Annotated in this window: 14 protein-coding genes and 1 riboswitch; of the genes, 8 read left to right on the top strand and 6 right to left on the bottom strand. The window is 69.3% G+C overall.

The features are described 5' to 3' along the window. Nucleotides 1–227 precede the first annotated feature (227 nt). The 3 genes from ABT369_RS19700 to ABT369_RS19710 form a co-directional block, all read right to left on the bottom strand. Nucleotides 228–4,439 (bottom strand): trypsin-like peptidase domain-containing protein, encoded by a 4,212-nt coding sequence (locus ABT369_RS19700; RefSeq protein ID WP_350613743.1) that lies wholly within the window; start codon nt 4,437–4,439, stop codon nt 228–230. Between the two features lie 7 nt (nt 4,440–4,446). After that, nucleotides 4,447–4,788, bottom strand: coding sequence for a trypco2 family protein (locus ABT369_RS19705; protein WP_350613744.1), 342 nt, complete (start codon nt 4,786–4,788; stop codon nt 4,447–4,449). Between the two features lie 762 nt (nt 4,789–5,550). Then, nucleotides 5,551–6,666 (bottom strand): glycoside hydrolase family 19 protein, encoded by a 1,116-nt coding sequence (locus tag ABT369_RS19710; RefSeq protein ID WP_350613745.1) that lies wholly within the window; start codon nt 6,664–6,666, stop codon nt 5,551–5,553. Nucleotides 6,667–6,914: 248 nt separating this feature from the next. Further along, nucleotides 6,915–7,065: riboswitch (cyclic di-AMP (ydaO/yuaA leader) on the top strand. A gap of 9 nt (nt 7,066–7,074) precedes the next feature. On the opposite strand from ABT369_RS19710, the gene ABT369_RS19715 reads away from it, so the two are divergent. Beyond that, the gene (locus ABT369_RS19715; RefSeq protein ID WP_350613746.1) at nt 7,075–8,097 is read left to right on the top strand and encodes a coiled-coil domain-containing protein; all 1,023 of its coding nucleotides are present in this window, start codon (nt 7,075–7,077) and stop codon (nt 8,095–8,097) included. A gap of 72 nt (nt 8,098–8,169) precedes the next feature. After that, nucleotides 8,170–9,132 (top strand): exopolyphosphatase, encoded by a 963-nt coding sequence (locus tag ABT369_RS19720; protein WP_350613747.1) that lies wholly within the window; start codon nt 8,170–8,172, stop codon nt 9,130–9,132. Here the strand turns inward: ABT369_RS19720 and ABT369_RS19725 are convergent. Then, a complete protein-coding gene (locus ABT369_RS19725) occupies nt 9,129–10,190 on the bottom strand; it encodes an App1 family protein phosphatidate phosphatase (RefSeq protein ID WP_350614034.1) in 1,062 nt (353 codons plus the stop codon). The genes ABT369_RS19720 and ABT369_RS19725 overlap by 4 nt on opposite strands. 168 nt (nt 10,191–10,358) lie before the next feature. Between ABT369_RS19725 and ABT369_RS19730 the strand changes: the two genes are divergently transcribed. The 3 genes from ABT369_RS19730 to ABT369_RS19740 all read left to right on the top strand — a co-directional run bounded on the left by ABT369_RS19730 (nt 10,359) and on the right by ABT369_RS19740 (nt 11,772). Continuing rightward, nucleotides 10,359–10,664: a hypothetical protein gene (locus ABT369_RS19730; RefSeq protein ID WP_350613748.1), complete on the top strand. Its 306-nt coding sequence runs from the start codon at nt 10,359–10,361 to the stop codon at nt 10,662–10,664. Between the two features lie 45 nt (nt 10,665–10,709). Continuing rightward, nucleotides 10,710–10,982, top strand: a complete 273-nt coding sequence (locus ABT369_RS19735) for a hypothetical protein (RefSeq protein ID WP_350613749.1) — start codon at nt 10,710–10,712, stop codon at nt 10,980–10,982. A 67-nt stretch (nt 10,983–11,049) separates the two neighbouring features. Beyond that, nucleotides 11,050–11,772 (top strand): hypothetical protein, encoded by a 723-nt coding sequence (locus ABT369_RS19740; protein ID WP_350613751.1) that lies wholly within the window; start codon nt 11,050–11,052, stop codon nt 11,770–11,772. On the opposite strand, the gene ABT369_RS19745 is transcribed toward ABT369_RS19740, so the two are convergent. Together ABT369_RS19745 and ABT369_RS19750 are read right to left on the bottom strand one after the other, a co-directional pair. Beyond that, nucleotides 11,769–12,689 (bottom strand): AAA family ATPase, encoded by a 921-nt coding sequence (locus ABT369_RS19745; protein ID WP_350613753.1) that lies wholly within the window; start codon nt 12,687–12,689, stop codon nt 11,769–11,771. The genes ABT369_RS19740 and ABT369_RS19745 overlap by 4 nt on opposite strands. Beyond that, on the bottom strand, nt 12,686–13,447 hold the full coding sequence (locus ABT369_RS19750; RefSeq protein WP_350613754.1) for an RNA ligase family protein: 762 nt from the start codon (nt 13,445–13,447) through the stop codon (nt 12,686–12,688). Before ABT369_RS19750 ends, ABT369_RS19745 begins: the two co-directional genes overlap by 4 nt. Nucleotides 13,448–13,616: 169 nt before the next feature. Between ABT369_RS19750 and ABT369_RS19755 the strand changes: the two genes are divergently transcribed. From ABT369_RS19755 to ABT369_RS19765, 3 genes are all read left to right on the top strand, one after another. Then, on the top strand, nt 13,617–15,227 hold the full coding sequence (locus tag ABT369_RS19755) for an alpha/beta hydrolase (RefSeq protein WP_350613756.1): 1,611 nt from the start codon (nt 13,617–13,619) through the stop codon (nt 15,225–15,227). Between the two features lie 162 nt (nt 15,228–15,389). After that, nucleotides 15,390–16,337 (top strand): hypothetical protein, encoded by a 948-nt coding sequence (locus ABT369_RS19760; protein ID WP_350613758.1) that lies wholly within the window; start codon nt 15,390–15,392, stop codon nt 16,335–16,337. Between the two features lie 132 nt (nt 16,338–16,469). Next, complete coding sequence (locus ABT369_RS19765) at nt 16,470–20,018, top strand: beta strand repeat-containing protein (protein WP_350613759.1); 3,549 nt, start codon at nt 16,470–16,472, stop codon at nt 20,016–20,018. Nucleotides 20,019–20,048 lie beyond the last annotated feature (30 nt).

Below are 20,048 nucleotides of genomic sequence, written 5' to 3' on the forward strand. Positions count from 1 at the left end.
GTTACTGGCGTCTACGTGTTCCGCCGCGCGTCCGCGTGACGGCAGAGCTAACCTTCCACCGCGCTCGCGGTGCGACGCCGACCGGGACGGCGAGCGTCGGGCCGGCCACATCGACAGCCTGGCTGATCAACCGTCATGATTCGGACTGGCTCGTATCACGCATTGGCACACCAGGTTCGGAAAGGGCGCAGCAGCCACTCAGCCGAAATTCGGTCCGCCTGCGGCGCTCATAACAGCCGTTCCGGTGCGGCAGCCGTTGGCCAACCGGCGTGCACCGAAGTCGCCATCCACATACTCAGGCCCGTTCCGCTCGCAATGCCAACGCCATGGTCGCAGACGACGAGTCCAGACACAGGTGTGGCCACATCTAAGACGGCCGCCTTCTGTAGTGATGGTGTGAGGTGCCACAGGTGGACGGTGCTGTCAATGCCACCAGTGGCAAGGATGTCGCGGTCTCCCAGCCGACCGAACGCAACTGCGTGTACCGGCGCGCTATGACCCGTGAGCGGATCTCCGACCGGTCGGCGTGCAGCCGGGTCCCACAGCCACACTTCGCCGTCATTGCGACCGATAGCAAGGATGTCGCGACCTCCCAGCCGACCGAGAGCCACAGCGCAGACCGGAATAGCCAAACGCACAATTGGCTCGCCGTCTGGCTGACCCGTAGCAGGATCCCAGATCTGGACTGTGCCATCGAAACTGCCCGTGATGAGAATGTCGCGGTCATCGCACAGCCGGCCGAGCACCATTCCTCGCACCAAGTTTGTGTGGGAGTTAGGCGAGTCAGCAATCTGCACGCCGGTGCCCAGGTCCCACATCCGGACCACGCCGTCTAGGCCCGCGGTGGCGAGGAGGTCCCGGCCGTCGCGCAGTCGGCCGAGGGCCAGTGCCGTCGTCCAACCGCGATGGCCGGTCAGCAGAAGCCCAACAGGCTGGCCAGTGGCAATTTCCCACAGCTGCACGGTGCCATCGTTGTCAGTGTTGACGGCGAGAATCTCGCGATCGCCCAATCCTCCCAGCGCGATTGCATGTATCGGATCGGTGTGGCCAGTCAGTGCGTTGCCGACCGGTCGACCGGTCGCCGGGTCCCACAGTCGTATGGTCCCATCGTTGCCGCTGGTAGCGAGGACATTCCGGCCGTCGCGTAGCTGGCCGAAGACCGTCGCACCCACTGAGGCGATGTGACCGGGGAGACGGTCTGTGCCGAGTTGCTCAGTGCCCAAGTCCCACAACCGAACGATGCCGTCAACTCCGGCAGCGGCGAGGATATCGCGGCCGCCGGTCAGTCGGCCGAGGGCCGCTGCGCTTACCCGGACGGGATGCGTGGTGAGCGGATCTTCAATTGATTGGCCGGTGCCCGCGTCCCACAACCGAACGATGCCATTTTCACCGTGAGTGACAAGAACGTCCCGGCTTTCGCCAAGCCGGCCGCAAACCAACGTACGCAGGGCGTCTGAATGATCGGTGAGCAGAACAGCGCTGAGTTGCCTGCTGTGCGTATCCCATATCTGGATAACCCCACTGTTGCGGCCCGCGCTGGCCAGGATGATACGACCGTTGCATAAATGGCTGAAGGTAAGCACTTCGACCGCCCCGGCATGACCGATAAGCGCCTCACCGATCGCCTGGCCAGTTATCGGATCCCACAGCTGGATATCACCGTTCATCCCTGCGGTAGCAAGGACGTCACGGCCATCCCCGAGCCGCCCAATCGCTAATGCCCAGACCGACGCGGCGTCATCGGTGAGCAAGTCGTTCATGTGTTGGCCGGTAGCCGGATCCCACAACTGGACCGTACCGCCCTCGGTGATCGCGGCAAGAATATCGCTCCCATTGCCCAGCTGGCCGAGCGTCACTTCGTGGGTATGCCGAAGACGCCCCTTAAACCGATCGTCGATCCGGCGGCCGGTGCCCAGATCCCACAAATGAACGTTCCCGCTGTCATCGCTGGTGTTAAGAATGTCACGGCCATCCGCGAGCCGACCGAGCGTCATCGTGCTCACCGGCCGACTATGTCCTTTGAGCGGATGGCCCACCGGTTGACCAGTAGCGGGGTTCCACAACCGGACAGTACCGTCAAGCTGTCCCGCGACAAGAACGTCACGGGCATGGGTAAGCCGACCGATCGCCACCGAAGCTATTGGCCCGGTATCGATCACCTGATGTGCAGCACCGAGGCTGTGTGCCCATGCAACAGAAAAGTACTGGCCACCTGCCAGATTGAACCTTTGGCATAGGTCAGACATGCCCAGCCTTGCGGCAGTCAAGGAAAGCAACGCGGCACGCCGATTAGGTGGAAGCGCACGAATCCAGTGGCTAGCAGTACGTAGAACAGAAATGATTTCGGCGTCAGGCGGTTCTGGCCGCCCCGGCAGCAACGGCAGAAGCCGGTCCAAGTCAGCCACGCTCAAGTAATGCTCGTCATGCAGCAACCGCGGCAGGCTGCCGGCAGCGACGGCGTGTTCGGCGATATGGCTACGCGTGTATGGATCGACGTCAGGCCAGGCGACACCCGCGGGCGGTAGCAAGGCCTCGAAGAGGGCGCGCTCGTCGCTGGGCCGATTGCCGCGTCGACGGAGCAGATCATCAACCAGGGCCTGGTGGAACAGTCGCGTTACCCGTCCTCGATCGGCAGCGCCGGTATGAAGCAGGTAATCGGCGGCGGGCGAATCGCGGAGTGCATCCAAATCGACCTGTCCCACCGGATAGCCCAGCCGGGCCGAGAATATCATCCACTGGTGATCATCAAGGCCTCCACCACGGGCGTAGGCCAATGCAGTCAGCAACCCCCGAATGCGAGCTCGTCGCTCGATTGCCTCATGGTCAAGGTACTTACTAACCGCCTCCTCCACGGTGGTCGGAATAGCGTCCTCACGGAATCCGGGAGCAGCGGGATCAACGATTGCATCCTGACTAGATAAATGTGTAGCGGTTAATGCTGCAACCAGATAGTTGCGGTCGGCTGCGTGTGCCACGGCAGCAGCGACACGGTCCGCGAGCGCAGGATGCGCTCGGTAAGCCGTCCACGCCGCATCGCCTGGAGCCGGACGACGCATACCCTCCTGCGTGAGCACCGCTCTGGCAAATGCCTGGAGCCCGTCCGGGTCGAAGAATGCGTCGCTGTCGAGATCAACCAGGTTCGGGCTGTCCAAGCTTGTGACACCAAGAGCAGCGGGTAGGCGACCAACCCCAAAGCGGTCATCGACGGCCATTCGCCGCGTCGCAACTGCCACACGCACATTTGGCAGCCGAGCCAAATCATTCAGAAGCTCGATGATCAAGTTTTGGTCAGTGAGGGTATTAGCCTCGTCAAGCGCATCAACGGCCAACATGAACGGCGGGACATCGTCGTCATGGTCCAAGGCATCAATTAAGAGGTCGACGTCCGCTGTGTCGGCGATGCCTATGGCCGCGGCGATCGCGGACACGACGTCGGCGGCAGCAGCCGCGTGGGCATGCACAGCGACGCCACACCAACGGTCTTCCGCCTCGAGCGCCAGCACAGCGCGACCAAGCACGGCGGACTTTCCGACGCCGGGAAGGCCGGTGACAACCATAGGGCGCCCGGGCGGCTGGGCAGCGGTCAACCAACCGGTGACAGCCGCCACCGCCGCGGCGCGACCGCGGAAAAGGTCCGCGCTCAAAACGCGACTACGCTGACCGCGAGCACGAAACGCAAAGTGCTGACGCGTGTCAGCACCAGCAGCGCCACGCATCAGCCATCCCGATCGCTGGATAGCATGACTTTTCAGCTGTGCCGGCGAGGTGCCTGCAGATAGCGGCGCTGGCTGCCTATCGAAATGTTCAGGCAGCGTAACCAAGGCAGTAGGATCGGCGCCAATTAGCTCGGCGAAGCTGGGGATATTGAGCAGAGCCGCGACCGGGACAGCTTCGAGACGCGACGACTGGAACCCGGTCGGGTCGTCGGTGAGCACGCCAAGGATCTGGCTACCGTCGTCGGTGAGCACAGCGGCACCGGACATGCCCGCCCAAGGCGAGTCGGCTCGGGTTCGCTCGTGAGGTAATGCGCTGGTCACGTTGACCGCATACCGACCGATCCGGCGCCCGGTGGCGGGCATGATGAACCCTTCAATGTGCTCCTCGACGCGCATGCCGTCGCTGGTCTTCTGCACCCTGGGATAGCCGATGGCGGTGCATCCCACTCTGCGCGCGCCGGAGAGTGTGGCCCAGCATGTGCCGATGCCGTTCCAGGGCTGGGCGGGCACCCGCACCAGCGCCGCGTCGAGGATCTTGTCGCGCCAGACGACGGTGGCCGACAGCTCCTCGTTGCCGGCGACGACACACACGTCGGTGTCGTCGGCGACGACGTGTGCTGCGGTCAGAACGAGGTCAACGGTCACGGCGTAGCCGGAGCCGCGCCCCGTGCTGGTGCCAGTGCGCAGGACCTCGACCACACGGGAGTGGACGTCGTGGACCATACGCCGTTCAGTCGTCGCTCAACTTGAGCTTGTTACCACTATCGCTGAGCTCTGGCTTTAGAACGAGCTTGACGACATGCGTCGCGCTAGTCGCGTGATCCATGCCGCCGCCAACGGTGATGACGCTCCACAGGCCGGCCTTAGCCTCGCCCTTGCGGGTGTTGGTGACGACCACCTGCAGCTGTAGCTCGACACTCTCGCAGGTGAAGGACAGGTCGTCACCCTGCGCACGGTCGATCGCCTCCTTGAGCTGCTCCCGCAAGCTCTCCAACGCGTCAGCCAGCAGCAGGTCACCGCGCATCAGGCCACTTTGGGCCAACTCCTCGGCAGAATCCACATCGACCTTCATACCTTGTCCACGCTCGGACGGCAGCAGCCGTTCGTACGACCCAATCACAGGCTGGCGGCGTGTATGCCGCACGGGATCCGACTGGAAGCGCAGGCTACGAACAGACAAGACCGCACAGGTCATCGTCGCCGAGCCTGCCGCCACGCAGAACCTACGCCGCGGCCCCTTCGAGCTCGCCATCGACGCGCCGCCCGCGCTGCGGATCGGCCCAGCATCCATCGCGATCTCAGCGACACCGATCTCGGCGTGTGTTCCCGCACCGAGCTCACGCTACAGCTGGTTCGAGAGCGCCCCACGCGTGCCGAAGACTGAATTCATACCGGGCGCACGCCATTGAGCGCTTTCCGTGCGCCCGGAAGGTCTCGCTGCTGTCAGGCGCCACAGCCAATCCAGCCCGCGAGACTCACCGGCGCATCGGTCGGTACGGAAGGCTCCTGAAATACCGATGATGCACGCGATGGGAGCGACGAATAGCCACTCGAACAGCCGAGCAACCTAGGAGCAATTCGAGTCCACAGTGGATAGTCAAGCCACCGGTTTGTGCAGGTAATCGCAGTAGGATTCGGCGCGAAGCCGTGATTCCCGACGATTAAAAGTCCGCAGCTCTGCCATTGAGCTAGCAGCCCGCGCCCAACAGGGTACCCTGCCCGCCCCCTCGACTTCGCGCGCGTTTCCCGAGCGGCGCGCCCGGGCGCGAAAACGCCCGGCGGCGGCCTCCCACACCCCATGGGAGGGCCGCCGCCGGGTTCGGAGGGAGAAAGATCAGCAGGACAGCGAGCCGGCCCCGGTTCCCACGCCCAGGATCGACACGAAGCGCTGGTACGCCGCCACGCGGCTCTGGACCTGCGCCGGGTTGCGGCCGCCGCACTCCAGGCTGCCGTTGATGCTCCGGATCGTCTCGCCGAAGCCGGCTCCGTTGACCATCGCGTTGTGCGGGGTCATGGTGCCGGGGCCGCTCTGGGTGTTCCAGTACCAGAGGGCGGTCTTCCAGGCGACGGCGGAATCGGTCTGCACGAGGTTCGGGTTGTGCAGCAGGTCGATGCCGAGCGCGTCGCCCGCGGCCTTGTAGTTGAAGTTCCACGACAGCTGGATCGGGCCGCGGCCGTAGTACGCCGACTGGCCGGCCGGGCAGCCGTAGGACTGGCTCGTGTCGCAGTAGTGCGAGTAGTTCGCGGTGTTCTGCTCCACGACGTACACCAGGCCGCCGGTCTCGTGGTTCACGTTGGCCAGGAACGCGGCCGCCTCCTGCTTGCGCACGGCGTCCGAGCCGGTCTTCGCGAAGCCGGGGTACGCCGACAGCGCCGCCACCAGGCCCGAGTAGGTGTAGAAGGAGTTCCGGCCCGGGAACATCTGGTTGAACTGGGCCTCGCTGACCACGAAGGAGCCGTTGGAGGGAGGCGGAGTCGTGCCGCCGCCACCGCCGCCGGTGCCCGAGCAGGTGTACGGGTCCCAGAACCAGGTGCTGATCACGGGGCTGTAGCCGGGGTTGTCGTGCTCGGCGATGTAGAACTTGCCGTCCGTGAACTTCACGATGTCGCCGGTCACGTAGTTGCGGCCCTGCACCCAGGCCGGGAAGCTGCAGCCGCCGGCCGAGCCGGTCTGGGGCGGCTTGGTCGTCGGCGTGCCGCCGCCGGCGCCGCACGAGCCCTGGTCCTGCCACACCCCGGTGGTCCCGGGCGGCGCCTCGTTCTGCGTCCACCACTTGGCGAGGTAGTTGTGGCCGTTGCGGGAGACCGTCGCGCCTCCGGTGTAGACCGCCGAGGACTGCCACGCGGGGCTGCACGACGCGGCCGAGGCGGGCAGCATGTTGAACACCGCGACCACCCCGCCCGCGATGGTCACCGCGGCGAGCATCGCCAGCAGGCGCACTCTCGACACCGTTGATCACTCCTTCTGAACCAGCCGATTGACCAGCCCATATGACCAGGCACTTCGGCTCGGAGGAGCGAACGTCATCTTTTTATGAAGAATATTTACGGTTGCCTTGAGGCCCGGCCACCGCGAGTGATCTGCGTCACTTATCGCTGGTCATAAAGATCTCCGCACAAACGGTGCGGTGCGCAAAAGAAGCGCCCTGGGTACAGTGACCCACGGTCACGTCCAGCAGGCGCCGCCCCCGGCGCCGGGCGGGGCTGCCGCCCAATCGCCGCACGTGGCGAGCCGGGGACCCACCGTTACGTTGGGGTGAGTCCGCCCTTCCTCCGATCGGAGGGGCGGTAGGGATCGTTCCGTCCCGAACCCGTCAGCTAACTCGGTCGGCGGCCGACGGAAGGAACAACGAACCAGATGTCATCGCGACATCCCTACCGGCGCATGATCGTCGCGCTGCTGGCGGCTCTGGTAGTCGGGGGGCTCGCCGCCACGCCCGCCGCGGCCGAGCCCGGCGGCGACACCGGCGACGAGGGGGCCAGCGCGAACCCGACCCTCGGGTCCGTGCTCGAGGACAGCACCCGCGCGTGGTCCGAGGCGAAGGAGAAGTTCGACGCCTCCGTCAAGCGGCAGGGCGAGCTCACCGCGCAGCTGCAGGCGACCGAGGCCCAGCTGGCCACGGTCCAGGAGCAGGTGGCCGCCATCGCCGTCGCGGCCTACCGCACCGGCCCGCTGACGACGTTCGCCGCGCTGATGGACGCCGGCACCCCTGACAGCTTCGCCGAGCGGGCCGACACCATCAACCAGATCGCCCACCACAACGACAACCTGCTGCACGAGCTCAAGGGGCTCAAGGAGAGCCAGGCCGCGCAGAAGAAGGCGCTCGAGGACGAGGTCGCCGCGCAGCAGCAGCAGGTGCAGACGATGGAGCAGAAGAAGAAGGACGCGGAGACCGCCCTGAAGCTGGCCGGCGGGCCGAGCAAGGGCTTCGTCACCGCCAACCTGCCGAGCGCCGACCCGGTGCCGCGCACGTCCAGCGGCGGCCTGCCGAAGGAGTCGTGCAGCGTCAAGGACCCCACGACCACCGGCTGCATCACCCCGCGCATGCTCCACGCGATGCAGGAGGCGCAGAAGGACGGCTTCAAGCGGTTCGTCGCGTGCTTCCGCCCGAGCGGGCCGTACGAGCACCCCAAGGGCCGGGCCTGCGACTTCTCGGTCCAGACGAAGAGCGGATTCGGTGGCGTGGCCTCCGGTGACGACTTCGTCTACGGCAGCACGCTGGCCGCGTACTTTGTGAAGAACGCGAACCAGCTCGGCGTCATGTACGTCATCTGGTTCAAGGAGATCTGGACCCCGGCCGTGGGCTGGCACCATTACAGCGGCGTCGCCGGCGATCCCTCCAGTGACCACACGAATCACGTGCACCTGTCGATCCTGTAATCCTCAGACGCGCGACCGGCCGGCCGATGGGGCAACCGTCGACCGGCCGTTTCCGTCGCAGGGGGAATAGCAGTGAAGTACCGTCTCGTGACCCGCAGCGACTTCGACGGACTGGTCTGCGCGGTCCTGCTGCGGCACCTCGACCTCATCGGCGACATCACGTTCGTGCACCCGAAGGACGTGCAGGACGGCGCGGTGGAGGTCGGGCCGACGGACATCCTCACCAACCTGCCGTACGCCCCCGGCGCCCACCTGGTCTTCGACCACCATCACTCCGAGACCTTGCGCGCCGCCAAACTCCAGCATGGGCAGGCGACCAACCACGTCATCGACGCGGATGCCCCGTCGGCGGCCCGGGTGATCTACGACCACTACGGCGGCGCCGAGCGCTTCCCGCACGTCTCCGACGAGCTCATGGTCGCTGTGGACCGGGCGGACTCCGCGCAGTACGACATCACCGAGATCCTGCAGCCGACCGGCTGGACGCTGCTGAACTTCCTGATGGACAGCCGCACCGGGCTGGGCCGCTTCCGCCAGTTCCGGATCTCCAACTACCAGCTCATGATGCAGCTCATCGACGCGTGCATCGACCACCAGGACGTCGAGGAGATCCTGGCCCTGCCGGACGTGGCCGAGCGGGCCGAGCTGTTCCGGGAGCAGCAGGACCTCTTCGTGGACCAGCTGCGCCGGGTGTCGCACATGCACGGCGACGTGGTCGTGGTCGACCTGCGCGACGAGGAGACGATCTACGCCGGGAACCGCTTCATGGTGTACGCGCTCTTCCCCGAGGCCCGCGTCTCGATCCACGTCATCTGGGGCAAGCAGAAGCTCAACACGGTCTTCGCGGTCGGCAAGTCGATCCTGGACCGCACGTCCCCGACGGACATCGGGTCGGTCATGCTGCGGTACGGCGGCGGCGGCCACCTCGCCGCGGGCACCTGCCAGGTCCCGCACGACCAGTCCGAGCAGGTGCTGCACGACCTGATCGAGAAGGTCGGCGCGCCGATGAGCTCAACGGCGGCGAGAAAGCACTAGAGGATCTCGGTGTCCCGCAGCAGGCGCCACAGGCCGGCACCGTCCGGGGCGCTCAGCCAGCGCCGGTCGTTGGGCGGGAAGCGCCGCGGGCTGCCGGCCACGCCCGGGAACGCGCCGGCCAGCACCGCCTGCGTGGGCGAGAGGTGCCGGATCGCGACCGCGGCGATGCTGTCCGGGTGCTCCGCGGCGAACTCGGCGTAGATCTCCGGGTCATGCTGGCCGTCGTCGCCGACGAGCAGCCACTGGATGTCGGGGAACTCCTGGGCGAGCCGCGACAGCGTGGCCTGCTTGTGCGCCTGGCCGCTGCGGAAGAACCGGTCCGGCTGGGGTCCCCAGTCGGTGAGCAGCAGCGGCCCGGCCGGGTAGAGGTGCCGGGACAGGAACCGCGTGAGGGTCGCCGCCACGTTCCAGGCACCGGTGGACAGGTAGAAGACCGGCGCGCCCGGGTTGGCATTGACCAGCCGCTCGTACAGCACCGCCATCCCCGGTACCGATGCCCGGGCGTGCTCATCGAGCACGAAGGTGTTCCACGCGGCCAGCAGCGGCCGCGGCAGCGTGGTGATCATGACCGTGTCGTCCACGTCGGAGACGATCCCGAAGCGGGTGGCGACGGGGTCGATGATCCGGATCGGCGCCTCGACGGGGGCGCTGTCCTCACACTGCAGCGTCACCGTGCCCCACCCGGGGGCCAGGTCGGCCTCGACCACGAAGTCGACGAACCCGCCCCGGTCGCAGCGCACCTCGCTGGTGCGCCCGCCGACCTCGATGCGCACGAGCGCGTTGCTGACCGACACGGCGGTGAACGAGCGCCAGCCGCGCAGCTTCTTCAGCCGCTTGCCGGGCTTCGGGTCGATGCGGGCCAGCAGCACCCGGCCGAGGACCCGCACCCAGCCCGGCCGGGTGTCGGTCGCGGCCGAGCCGTAGCCGGTGTATGCGGTGACGGCGACCTTCCAGCCCCGCCGGCGCAGCCGCCGCTCCAGGACGCCGTGAAACGCGTCCTCGATGCGCGCCGCCCGGTGCAGCGGCAGCGGCGCGCTGGTCGGAGAGCTGGGGGTCAGGGACACTGTCCCACCCTGCCATACGCCTGCCACCCCTGCACCCGGCTAGCCGATCAACCCAACGTGACCAATAGGCGACGGTGGCATGAAACCGTGAGCCCGAACCGCCGCGGCACTTCTAGCGTGAATGTCATCAGGAACACACTGACAGCGCACAGGAGGTGCGAGATGGCTACCACATTCGAGGCCGTTCGGGCCGAGGCGCTGTTCGCCTCGGATCTGCAGGGCTCGCAGACCCCGGCGCGCGGCGAGATCCGCACGGCGATCGCGGCGACGCTGCGCCGCATGGGCGTGCAGGGTTGCGCGGCCCGGGTCGCGAGCGAGTTCGGCGACCACCCGGAGACCGCCGTCGCCCGCATGGCGTGGGCGCTGGCGCAGGTCCGGGCGACCTATCCGGCCGAGGGCTCCAAGACACTGCGCGCGATCCACGCCCTGCGCCGGCCCGGCGCGGTCATCCGTACGGTGGCCGCCTGACCTGTGCCTGCATGAAATGTGCGGCAAAAGGGCAGTACCACGGCCATGCAGGAACTGCACGTCACCATCGACCCGGCCCACGCCGACCCCGCCGTCCAGCGGCTGCAGGAGCCGCTGGAGGCGCAGCTGTCGTCGGCGCTGCAACGCGCCGCCGAAGTCATCGAGCACGACTACCACGGCGAGTCCGTGGAGCAGGTGAGCCACCGGCTCCTCGAGATCGCGCGCGCGAGCCTGCACCCCGACATCGCCGACGCCTGGCTGCCCGACGAGCGCGAGCTGCGCCAGGCGGCCCAGGCGATCGTGAGGGATTTTCACTGATTGCCCCGATCGTGCAACCTGTCCGCCCCACACTGTCTCCAGAGCCGCACCGACCCAGGAGGACAGCGTGGAGCAGCACAAACTCACGATCGACATGAACGAGGCCACGATCGACCAGCTGCGCGACCACCACTTCGCGCTCTTCGGGCTCCACGCGATCGCCACCTCGGCGAGCGGCGCTCCGACGATCTGGCTCTCCGCCCACTACCTCGAGCGGCACCTCGAGATCACGTGGAACGAGACGTACTCGATGTACACCACCCGCCAGACCCCGCACGCGCCCAGCACCAAGATCGTCGCCACCCACAACTACCCGGCCCCGCTGGGCAGCGTGCTGACCGTCTCGGGCAACGACGGCGCCGGCATCGTGACCCCGGGCGGCCCGGCCGGGCACATGGAGATCGACAACACGGGCCGGATCGAGCTCGGCGCCGGGCTCTGCATCCACGACTCGCACGGGATGTACCAGCCGATGGGCGTCTTCGACCTGATCGACGTGGACCTGTTCCAGCCGATCCCGAAGGTCGCGTTCTTCTTCTCGCCGATCCCGCACATGGCCGGCGAGATCGCGACCCGCTCGCTCGGCCCCGGCGTGCTGCTGGACTACCAGATGTCGAGCAACGGGTCGCTGTCGATCGAGTACGACATCCACGACGGCTGGGCCACGAACAACCGCCCCTACGCGCGCACGATCGCCGCCAACGAGCCGCTCAACCCGCTCCTGCTGATCCGCTCGTCGGCCCTGCAGGCCCTCGCGATGCAGCGCCAGCGGTCCGCCACCCGCGGCTAGACATTGCTGATCAAGCGGACCGAGTGGGCCTCGGTCGGGTCGGGCGGCTCCCAGCGCCCGGCCATCCGGTCGATCACGGCCGGCGGCACGACCCGGTCCCGCGCCCGGTTGCGCCGGTGCACGACGGCCGGCGGGGCCTCGACGCCGACCACCTCGACCCGCGCGCCGTAGTCCGCGGCCACCCCGATGGCCCGCGACCGCAGCGCGCGGGTCACATTCGTGGCGTTCCAGACGTACGGGGAGCCGGCGCGCAGGTGCTCCTTCGCGCGCGCGTACGCCGCGGCCACCACCGGCCCCTGGTCCTGCGTGGGGCGCACGCCCAGCTCGTCGCGCAGGTCGTCGAGGCTCACCACGGGCACGCCGGGCCGGTTGGCCGCGACCCAGTGGTCCTTGCCGGAGCCGGGCAGCCCGGACATCACGGTCACGGTGAACTTGGTGTCGTCGAAGGCGGCGTAGTCCGGGTCCCGCCCCGGGGTCCGGAAATACTCGAACCGCGCATGATCGGAAGCAAACCCGCGTTCCGTTGCAAAACACCCCAAGCCGCAGGTGTACTCGCTGAAGAGCGCGACTGCCGCGAGCCGCGTCGGATCCCCCTCCGCCGCGGCCCTCGCCAGCAGCGCCAGTTCGTCGTTGCGGGCCAGCAGGCTCACCCGGTAGGCCGCGCGGTCGAGGTCGGGGTGCTCCAGCGCGTCGAACGGCAGGCGGTGGAAGCGCACGAGCGCGGCGACGTGCTCCCGCCAGGCGATCGGCGCCCCGAGCTCCCACAGCAGCTTCCGGGTCGCGTGCTCGCCGCGGTGCAGGAGCGCTGCCGCACAGTACAACCGCTGCCGTTGCTCCTCGGGTCCGCTCCGGAACTCCTCGAGGCGCTCGAGCGCCGCGGTGATCGGGGTCGGTTCCAGGCGCTCGAGGAGCTTCATTCTCGGACCCGGTTGGCCACGATCGGGCGGTCCTGCCAGTGGCTGCCCGAGTCGAGGATCGCCGTGTGGAAGCTCGGCCGCACCCACTTGTAGCGGCCCAGCACCGTGTCCGCGTCCTCGAGCTTGAGGTACAGCCCCTCCATCTCCTCGGACATGTCGGTCTCGCGCACGACCTGGTCCGGGTCGGCGCCCCCGGCCACGGCCGCCTCGCGCAGCGCGTCCCGCCAGCCGCCGGTGCGGCAGGTCGACGGGCCGACGAGCTTGGTCAGCGCCGCGAGGTCGGGGAACGTGCCCTCGCCCAGGACCGGCACCGAGGCAATGCCGAGCCCGTCGAGCAGTTCCCGCCGGCGGGGCGTGGACAGAAACGTTTCGGATTGACGGTCGTAGACGTCGAACTCACAGAAGTGATGCGGCAGCGCGTCATAGAAGACGGTGTGCTTCGCATAGAGCCACTCTCCGTACAGGATGAATCGCTCCCGCAACACGGGCCACAGTCCGTATTGCGCGCCCGCCGCCCACGCCTTGAACGGGGCGAACTGCTTCTCGCGCGGTCCGCCCGACAGATAGTGGCCGCGCGACTGCAGCCGCAGCGTGCCGTCGGCATCGAAGCTGATCGCGGCGTTGGCCCCGTCGAGCTTCTCCTCCACCACCAGCGCCCGCCCGGCCAGCTCGGCGAACGGCACCTGGGCGAGGTCGTGGTCCCCGGGCTGCAGCCGCGAGCCCTGCAGGTGGGGCGTCCGAGGGTACTTGCGCAGCATCACACCGTTGTACCGGAGCCCGCCGGTTGCCCGACATCGGTTTTCGTCGGGTGTTGGAAAGGGTGTTGCCGCTTCCGCGCGGCGGGCCGGGCCGAAAGCATCGGCGTGACATTGTTTGACCCGAATCAGCTGGCCACTGCACAGATTTGGGCAGATTGGGAGGGTTGTCTTGACGAAAAGAACCGTGAAGGGGCTGGTCCTCTTCACCGCCGCGGGCCTGCTCGCGGCCGTCGCCCCGGCCTCGGGCGCCTTGGCGGCACCGGGCTCGCCGAGCGCCGAGGGTTACTCGGCCTCGATCCCGTGGGGCCAGTGCGCGAGCGCCGGCATGCAGCGCCGCGGGGCCGAGTGCGGCCTGCTCGACGTGCCTCTCGACTACAGCAAGCCCAACGGCAAGAAGATCCAGATCGCCGTCTCGCGCATCAAGCACAAGGTCGCGGACAAGGACTACCAGGGCGTCATGCTGGTCAACCCGGGCGGCCCCGGCGGGTCCGGGCTGACGCTGTCGGTGCTGGGCGAGTACGTCCCCAACGGCGCCGGCGAGGCCTACGACTGGATCGGCTTCGACCCGCGCGGCGTCGGCTCGAGCGTTCCCGCGCTGCACTGCGACGACGACTACTTCGCCGGTCCGCGCCCCGAGTACATCCCGTGGAACAAGAACCTCGAGAACCTCTGGCTGGACAAGTCCAAGGGCTACGCCAAGGCGTGCGGCAAGGCCGGCGGTGAGCTGCTCAACCACATGAGCACCGTCGACTCGGTCAACGACATGGAGTCGATCCGCAAGGCGCTCGGCGCGCAGCAGATCAACTACTACGGCTTCTCGTACGGCACCTACCTCGGCCAGGTCTACGGCACGCTGCACCCGGACAAGGTCCGCCGCATGGTGCTCGACGGCAACGTCGACGTGCGCAAGGTGTGGTACCAGGCCAACCTGGACCAGGACTCCGCCTTCCAGCGCAACGTCGAGATCTGGTTCGGCTGGCTGGCCAAGTACGACAGCGTGTACCACCTCGGCAAGACCGAAAAGCAGGTCGAGCTGCGCTGGTACGCCGAGCAGCAGAAGCTGCGCTCGGCCCCGGCCGGCGGCGTCGTGGGCGCGAGCGAGTGGACGGACATCTTCCTCTACGCCGGCTACTACCAGTCGACGTGGCTGGAGCTGGCCGACGCCTTCGCGGGCTGGGCCAACGACCACAACACCGAGGTCATCGTCGACGCGTACGACAACTACATCGCGCCCGGCGACGACAACGGCTTCGCGGTCTACAACGCGGTGCAGTGCACCGACGTGCAGTGGCCGCAGAGCTGGAACCAGTGGCAGCGCGACAACTGGCTGACGTTCCTCAAGGCGCCGTTCATGACCTGGTCGAACACCTGGTTCAACGCGCCGTGCCTCTCCTGGCCGGCCAAGGCCCAGAAGCCGGTCAAGGTCGACGGCTCCAAGGTCAAGAGCGTCCTGTTCGTCGGCACCACCCTCGACGCGGCCACCCCGTTCGAGGGCAGCCTGCAGGCGCGGCGGCTCTTCCCGCACAGCGCCCTGCTGGCCGAGGTCGGTCAGACCACGCACGCCAACTCGCTCAACGGCAACGCGTGCATCGACGACACGATCGCGGACTACCTCTCCACCGGCAAGCTGCCGCAGCGCAAGTCGGGCGACCGCGCCGACAAGAACTGCGACGCCCTGCCGCAGCCGGACCCGACCGCGGCCGCCGCGGCGTCGGTCCAGACGCTGCGGGCGGACAACAGCGCCGTCGCTCGCGAACCGCTGTACCCCGTGCACCACTGAGCACCTCGGTAACGGAATGAGGGGCGCGGCCATTGCGGCCGCGCCCCTCATCTTTTTTCGGCGCCGAGTGACCGAAGGCTGACTCTCCCGTGAACCGCACGCCTGCGGTGGCTACCTTGTGCGCCGCCGCACAGCGGTCCACCACCTACGGGAGAGGGCTCAGTGTCTGAGAAAACGGGCAACGCCGTCGAGGGACGTACGCACTTCGTGCACAGGGGAAGCCGGGCCGGCCGGGTCGTGGCCGCACTCGCGAGTGGGGCCGCCGCCGTCGCGCTCCTGCCCGCGCCCGCGGCCCAGGCCATGACGCCGGGCGGGATCATCAACGGCGGGCGCCTTTGCGCGGCGGGCCGGCAGGTGACCGGCGGCGGCGCATCCGTGGTCGGCGAGGGCAGCGCCGACTTCGGCACGCGCATCGAGGGATCCGAGGTCCGGGCCAAATTCGACCACACCGCGAACGCGGTGGCCCGCCTGTGGGCGACCACCATCCGCAACACCGACGGCGCCTCGCACCAGATCGCGTTGTTCAGCGTCTGCGTCGACGGCCTCACCGGCTACCAGGTCGCCTCGAAGGACGTCACCGTGGCCGCGGGCGCGTTCGTGCGCGAAGTCGCCGCGTGCCCGGCGGGAACGGTGGCGCTCGGAGGCGGCGCCAGCGACACCCCCTACAGCTCCAACCAGCCGGCCTCGACCGACCGCATCGTCCAGGAGTCCGCGCCCGGCACGGCCGGCAGCCAGTCGCTGTGGCTGACCGCCCTGCGCAACAACGACACGGTCTCCCACACGATCAGACTGTTCGCCGTCTGCGCCGACGCTCCGGCCGGCTACCAGGTCGTGCACAAGGACGTCACCCTGGCCGCCGGCGGGTTCGTCCGCGACACCGCACCGTGCCCGGCGGGCTCGGTGGTGCTCGGCGGGGGTGCGGCGGTCGTCGGCTCGGGCAGCGCCGACTTCCGGACCCGCGTCCAGGAGTCGGCGCCCGGCGCGGCCGACGGCCGGTCGGTGTGGCTGACCGCCCTGCGCAACGGCGGCACCGCCACGCGCACCGTCAGCCTGTACGCCGTCTGCGCCGGCCCGCTCGCCGGATACGAGATCGCGCGCTCGGACGTGTAGTCAGCACGATAGGTGAGGTTACCGGCACTCTAAGTAATATCGGCCCCTATACTCGCGAACGGCGACTTCGCCGGATTTGTCGTTCGTGTGGGCGCGGGGGAGCCCGCCCACCATGGTGAAGGTGGTGGTGGGATGGTTCTCGCGCAGCGTTTGCGAGCGCGGTTGCGGCGGTCGGCCGCGGTGCTCGCCAGCGGGGTGCTGGCCGGGGGCGGGGCGTGCCTGATGTCGGCGGCCCCGGCCTGGGCGACGTCGTCGCCGTGTTCGGACGGGTCGACACCCGCCTCGCGCAGCACCGTGACATGCACCTCGGCCGGCACGTTCACCCTGGGCGTGCCGGCCGGCACCACGTCGGTCGACGTGGACGTCATCGGTGCCGGCGGGGGCGCCGGCTACCCGGCCCGCTCCCACATCGGGGGCAATGGCGCCGAGGTCGCCGGCACCACGGCGCTGCCACTGGGAACGACCTACCTGTACGTGATCGTCGGGACGGCCGGGACCGGCGACAACCACGGCACGAGCAGCGGGGGCGGCGGCTCCGGCCTGTTCGCCCTCGACGCCGGGCACAACCTGCTGACCAAGCTGGCCATCGCGGGCGGCGGGGGCGGCGGCGCCTACAACGGCGACGGCGGCAATGCCGGCTCCGCGGGCACCAGCGACAACGCCCAGGCCACCTCCGGACCCGGGGCGGCCGGCAACGGCGGCACCGGTGGCAGCGGCGGCACCGGCAACTACGCCGCCGGGACGGTCGGCGGCAACGACAACGCCGCGGCGCTGACCATCGCGACGGGCGGTTCGGGCGGCCTGCTGCCCAGCAGCGCTCGCGGCGGAGGCGGCGGCGGGGGCTACGGCGGAGGCGGAGGCGGGGGCGCGAGCACCGCCGGCATCCTCAACAACAACGTCGCCGGCGGGGGTGGCGGCTCCTCGCTGGCGTGGCCTGGCAACCTCGGCCCGTCGACGATCAGCGTCAAGAGCGGAACCGGCGGCGTCCAGCTGCCCGGCCTGGTCGCGGGCGACGGCGCGACCGGCTCGGTCACGCTGACGTTCAACGGCCCCGCGGTGCCGACCGCGCCCACGGCCGTCTCGGCGCAGCCGGGCAACACCCAGGCGGTCGTGTCGTTCACCGCTCCGGCCAGCGACAACGGCTCGCCGATCACCGGCTACACCGCGATGTCCAACCCCGGTGGGATCACCGCCACGTGCCCGGCCAGCCCCTGCACCGTCACCGGCCTGAACAACGGCACCGCCTACACGTTCACCGTCCACGCCACCAACGCCAACGGCGACTCGGTGGAGTCCGCGGCCTCCGCACCGGTGACCCCGGCGCTGCCGCCCGGCGCCCCGACCGGGGCCTCGGCGACCGCCGGAGCCGGGCAGGCCATCGTGTCCTTCACCGCGCCGGCCGGCAACGGCGGCTCGCCGATCACCGGCTACACCGTGACGTCCAGCCCGGGCGGGATCACCGCCACGTGCCCGGCCAGCCCCTGCACCGTCACCGGCCTGAACAACGGCACCGCCTACACGTTCACCGTCCACGCCACCAACGCCGCCGGCGACTCGCCCGAATCCACGGCCTCGGCCGCCCTGACCCCGGTCGACGTGCCGCAGGCGCCCACCGTGACGGCCACGCCCGGCGACGGCCAGGTTTCCGTCTCGTTCGCCGCCCCGCCGGACGAGGGGTCACCGATCACCGCCTACCAGATCTCCACCGACGGCGGCACGACGTGGGCGCCGCTGTCCACCACCGCGTCGAACGGCGTGCTCACCGGCACAGTCACCGGGCTGGCCAACGGCACCGCCTACTCCGTCACCGTCCGGGCGGTCAACGGCCAGGGTCCCGGCGCCGGGTCCACCGCGCAGTCCGTGACGCCGGCCAGGGTGCCGGGGGCGCCCGGCACCGTCGCGGCCACCCGCGGCAACGCCTCCGCCTCGGTCACGTTCACCGCTCCCGCCGACAACGGCGGGGCATCCGTCAGCTCCTACACCGTGACCGCCACGCCCGGCGGGGCCACCGCGACCTGCCCGTCGTCGCCGTGCTCGATCACCGGCCTGACCAACGGCACCGCGTACACGTTCACCGTCCACGCCACCAACACCTCCGGCGACTCCGCCGAGTCCACCGCCTCGTCGCCGGTCACGCCGGCCACGGTCGCCGGTGCGCCGACGGCGGTCAGTGCCGCCCGCGGCAACGCCTCGGCCGCCCTCACCTTCACCGCCCCCGCCGACACCGGCGGCGATCCGATCACGGGGTACGAGTACAGCACCGACGGCGACACCACCTGGAACGCGCTGACCACGACCGGCACGGCGCCCCTGCACGCGAGCATCACCGGCCTCACCAACGGCACCGCGTACTCCGTGCAGATCCACGCGCTCAACGGCATCGGCGCCGGCACGGCCTCCGCGGCCGTCAGCGTGACCCCCTCCACCGTCCCGGCCGCTCCCACCGGCCCATCGGCCACGGGCGGCACTGGCCAGGCGACGGTGTCCTTCACCGCCTCGGCGTCAACGGGCGGCGCGGCGATCACCTCGTACACCGTCACCTCGGCCCCGGGCGGGGTGACCGCCACCTGCGCCTCGTCCCCGTGCACGATCACCGGGCTCACCAACGGCACGGCCTACACCTTCACGGTCCACGCCACCAACGCCGCCGGCGACTCTCCCGAGTCCGCCGCCACCGCCGCCGTGACCCCGGCGGGGCCGCCGGGCGCGCCGAGCGCCGTCACCGCGGTGCCCGCGGTGACCTCGGTGGCCGTGAGCTTCACCGTGCCGGACAACGGTGGCTCCACGGTCACCGGCTACGAGATCTCCATCGACGGCGGCACGACGTGGACGGCCTTCACGCCGACCGGGTCCCCGCTCACCGGAACCGTCACCGGCCTCGCCCCGGGCACCGCCTACCAGGTCACGGTGCGCGCCACGAACGCCCTGGGCACCGGAGCGGCCGCAGCCGCCACGACCACGACGACGCTTCCGGCACCGGTGAGCGCGCCCACCGCGACCGCGGGCACCGCCTCGGCCACCGTCAGCTGGTCCCCGTCCGCGACGACCACCGTGACCGGGTACACGGTCTACGCGAATCCCGGCCCCGCCACCTGCACCACGACCGCCCGCACCGCGACGTCCTGCGTCATCGGCGCCACCGCGGGCGTGTCCTACACCTACACCGTGGTCGCGCACACCGCCGGCGGCGACTCGGCCGCCTCCCCGGCGTCGGGCGCCGTCACCGCGGCCCAGCCCGACGTCCCGGCGAGCGTGCCGCTCAGCGCACCGACGACCCTCACCACCACCGAGGGCGTCCTGTCCAAGGTCGAGCCCACGCAGCGGATCACCGTCGTCGGCACGGGCTTCGCCCCGTACTCCACCGCGTCGATCATCCTCTACAGCACGCCCGTCGTGCTCGGTACCGTCACGACCGACGCCGCCGGCGCCTTCAGCCAGCCCATCACGATCCCCGCGACCGTCGGCCTCGGCGCGCACAACGTCGTCGCCACCGGCGTCGACACGACCGGCACGATCCACCAGATCCGCATGGCCGTCACGGTCCAGGCCGCGAGCACGACCGGCGGCGGCACGCTTCCCGTCACCGGTCCGCAGGCGCTCATCCTGGCCGTCTGGGCCGGAGTCATCACCGCGCTCGGCGCGGCCCTGCTGGCGTACGGCCGCTCCCGGCCCATCGCCTGACCGTCCACAAAGGGGGCGCGGCCGTTACCG

The sequence above is a fragment of the Dactylosporangium sp. NPDC000244 genome, from assembly GCF_040300725.1.
Classification (GTDB): domain Bacteria; phylum Actinomycetota; class Actinomycetes; order Mycobacteriales; family Micromonosporaceae; genus Dactylosporangium.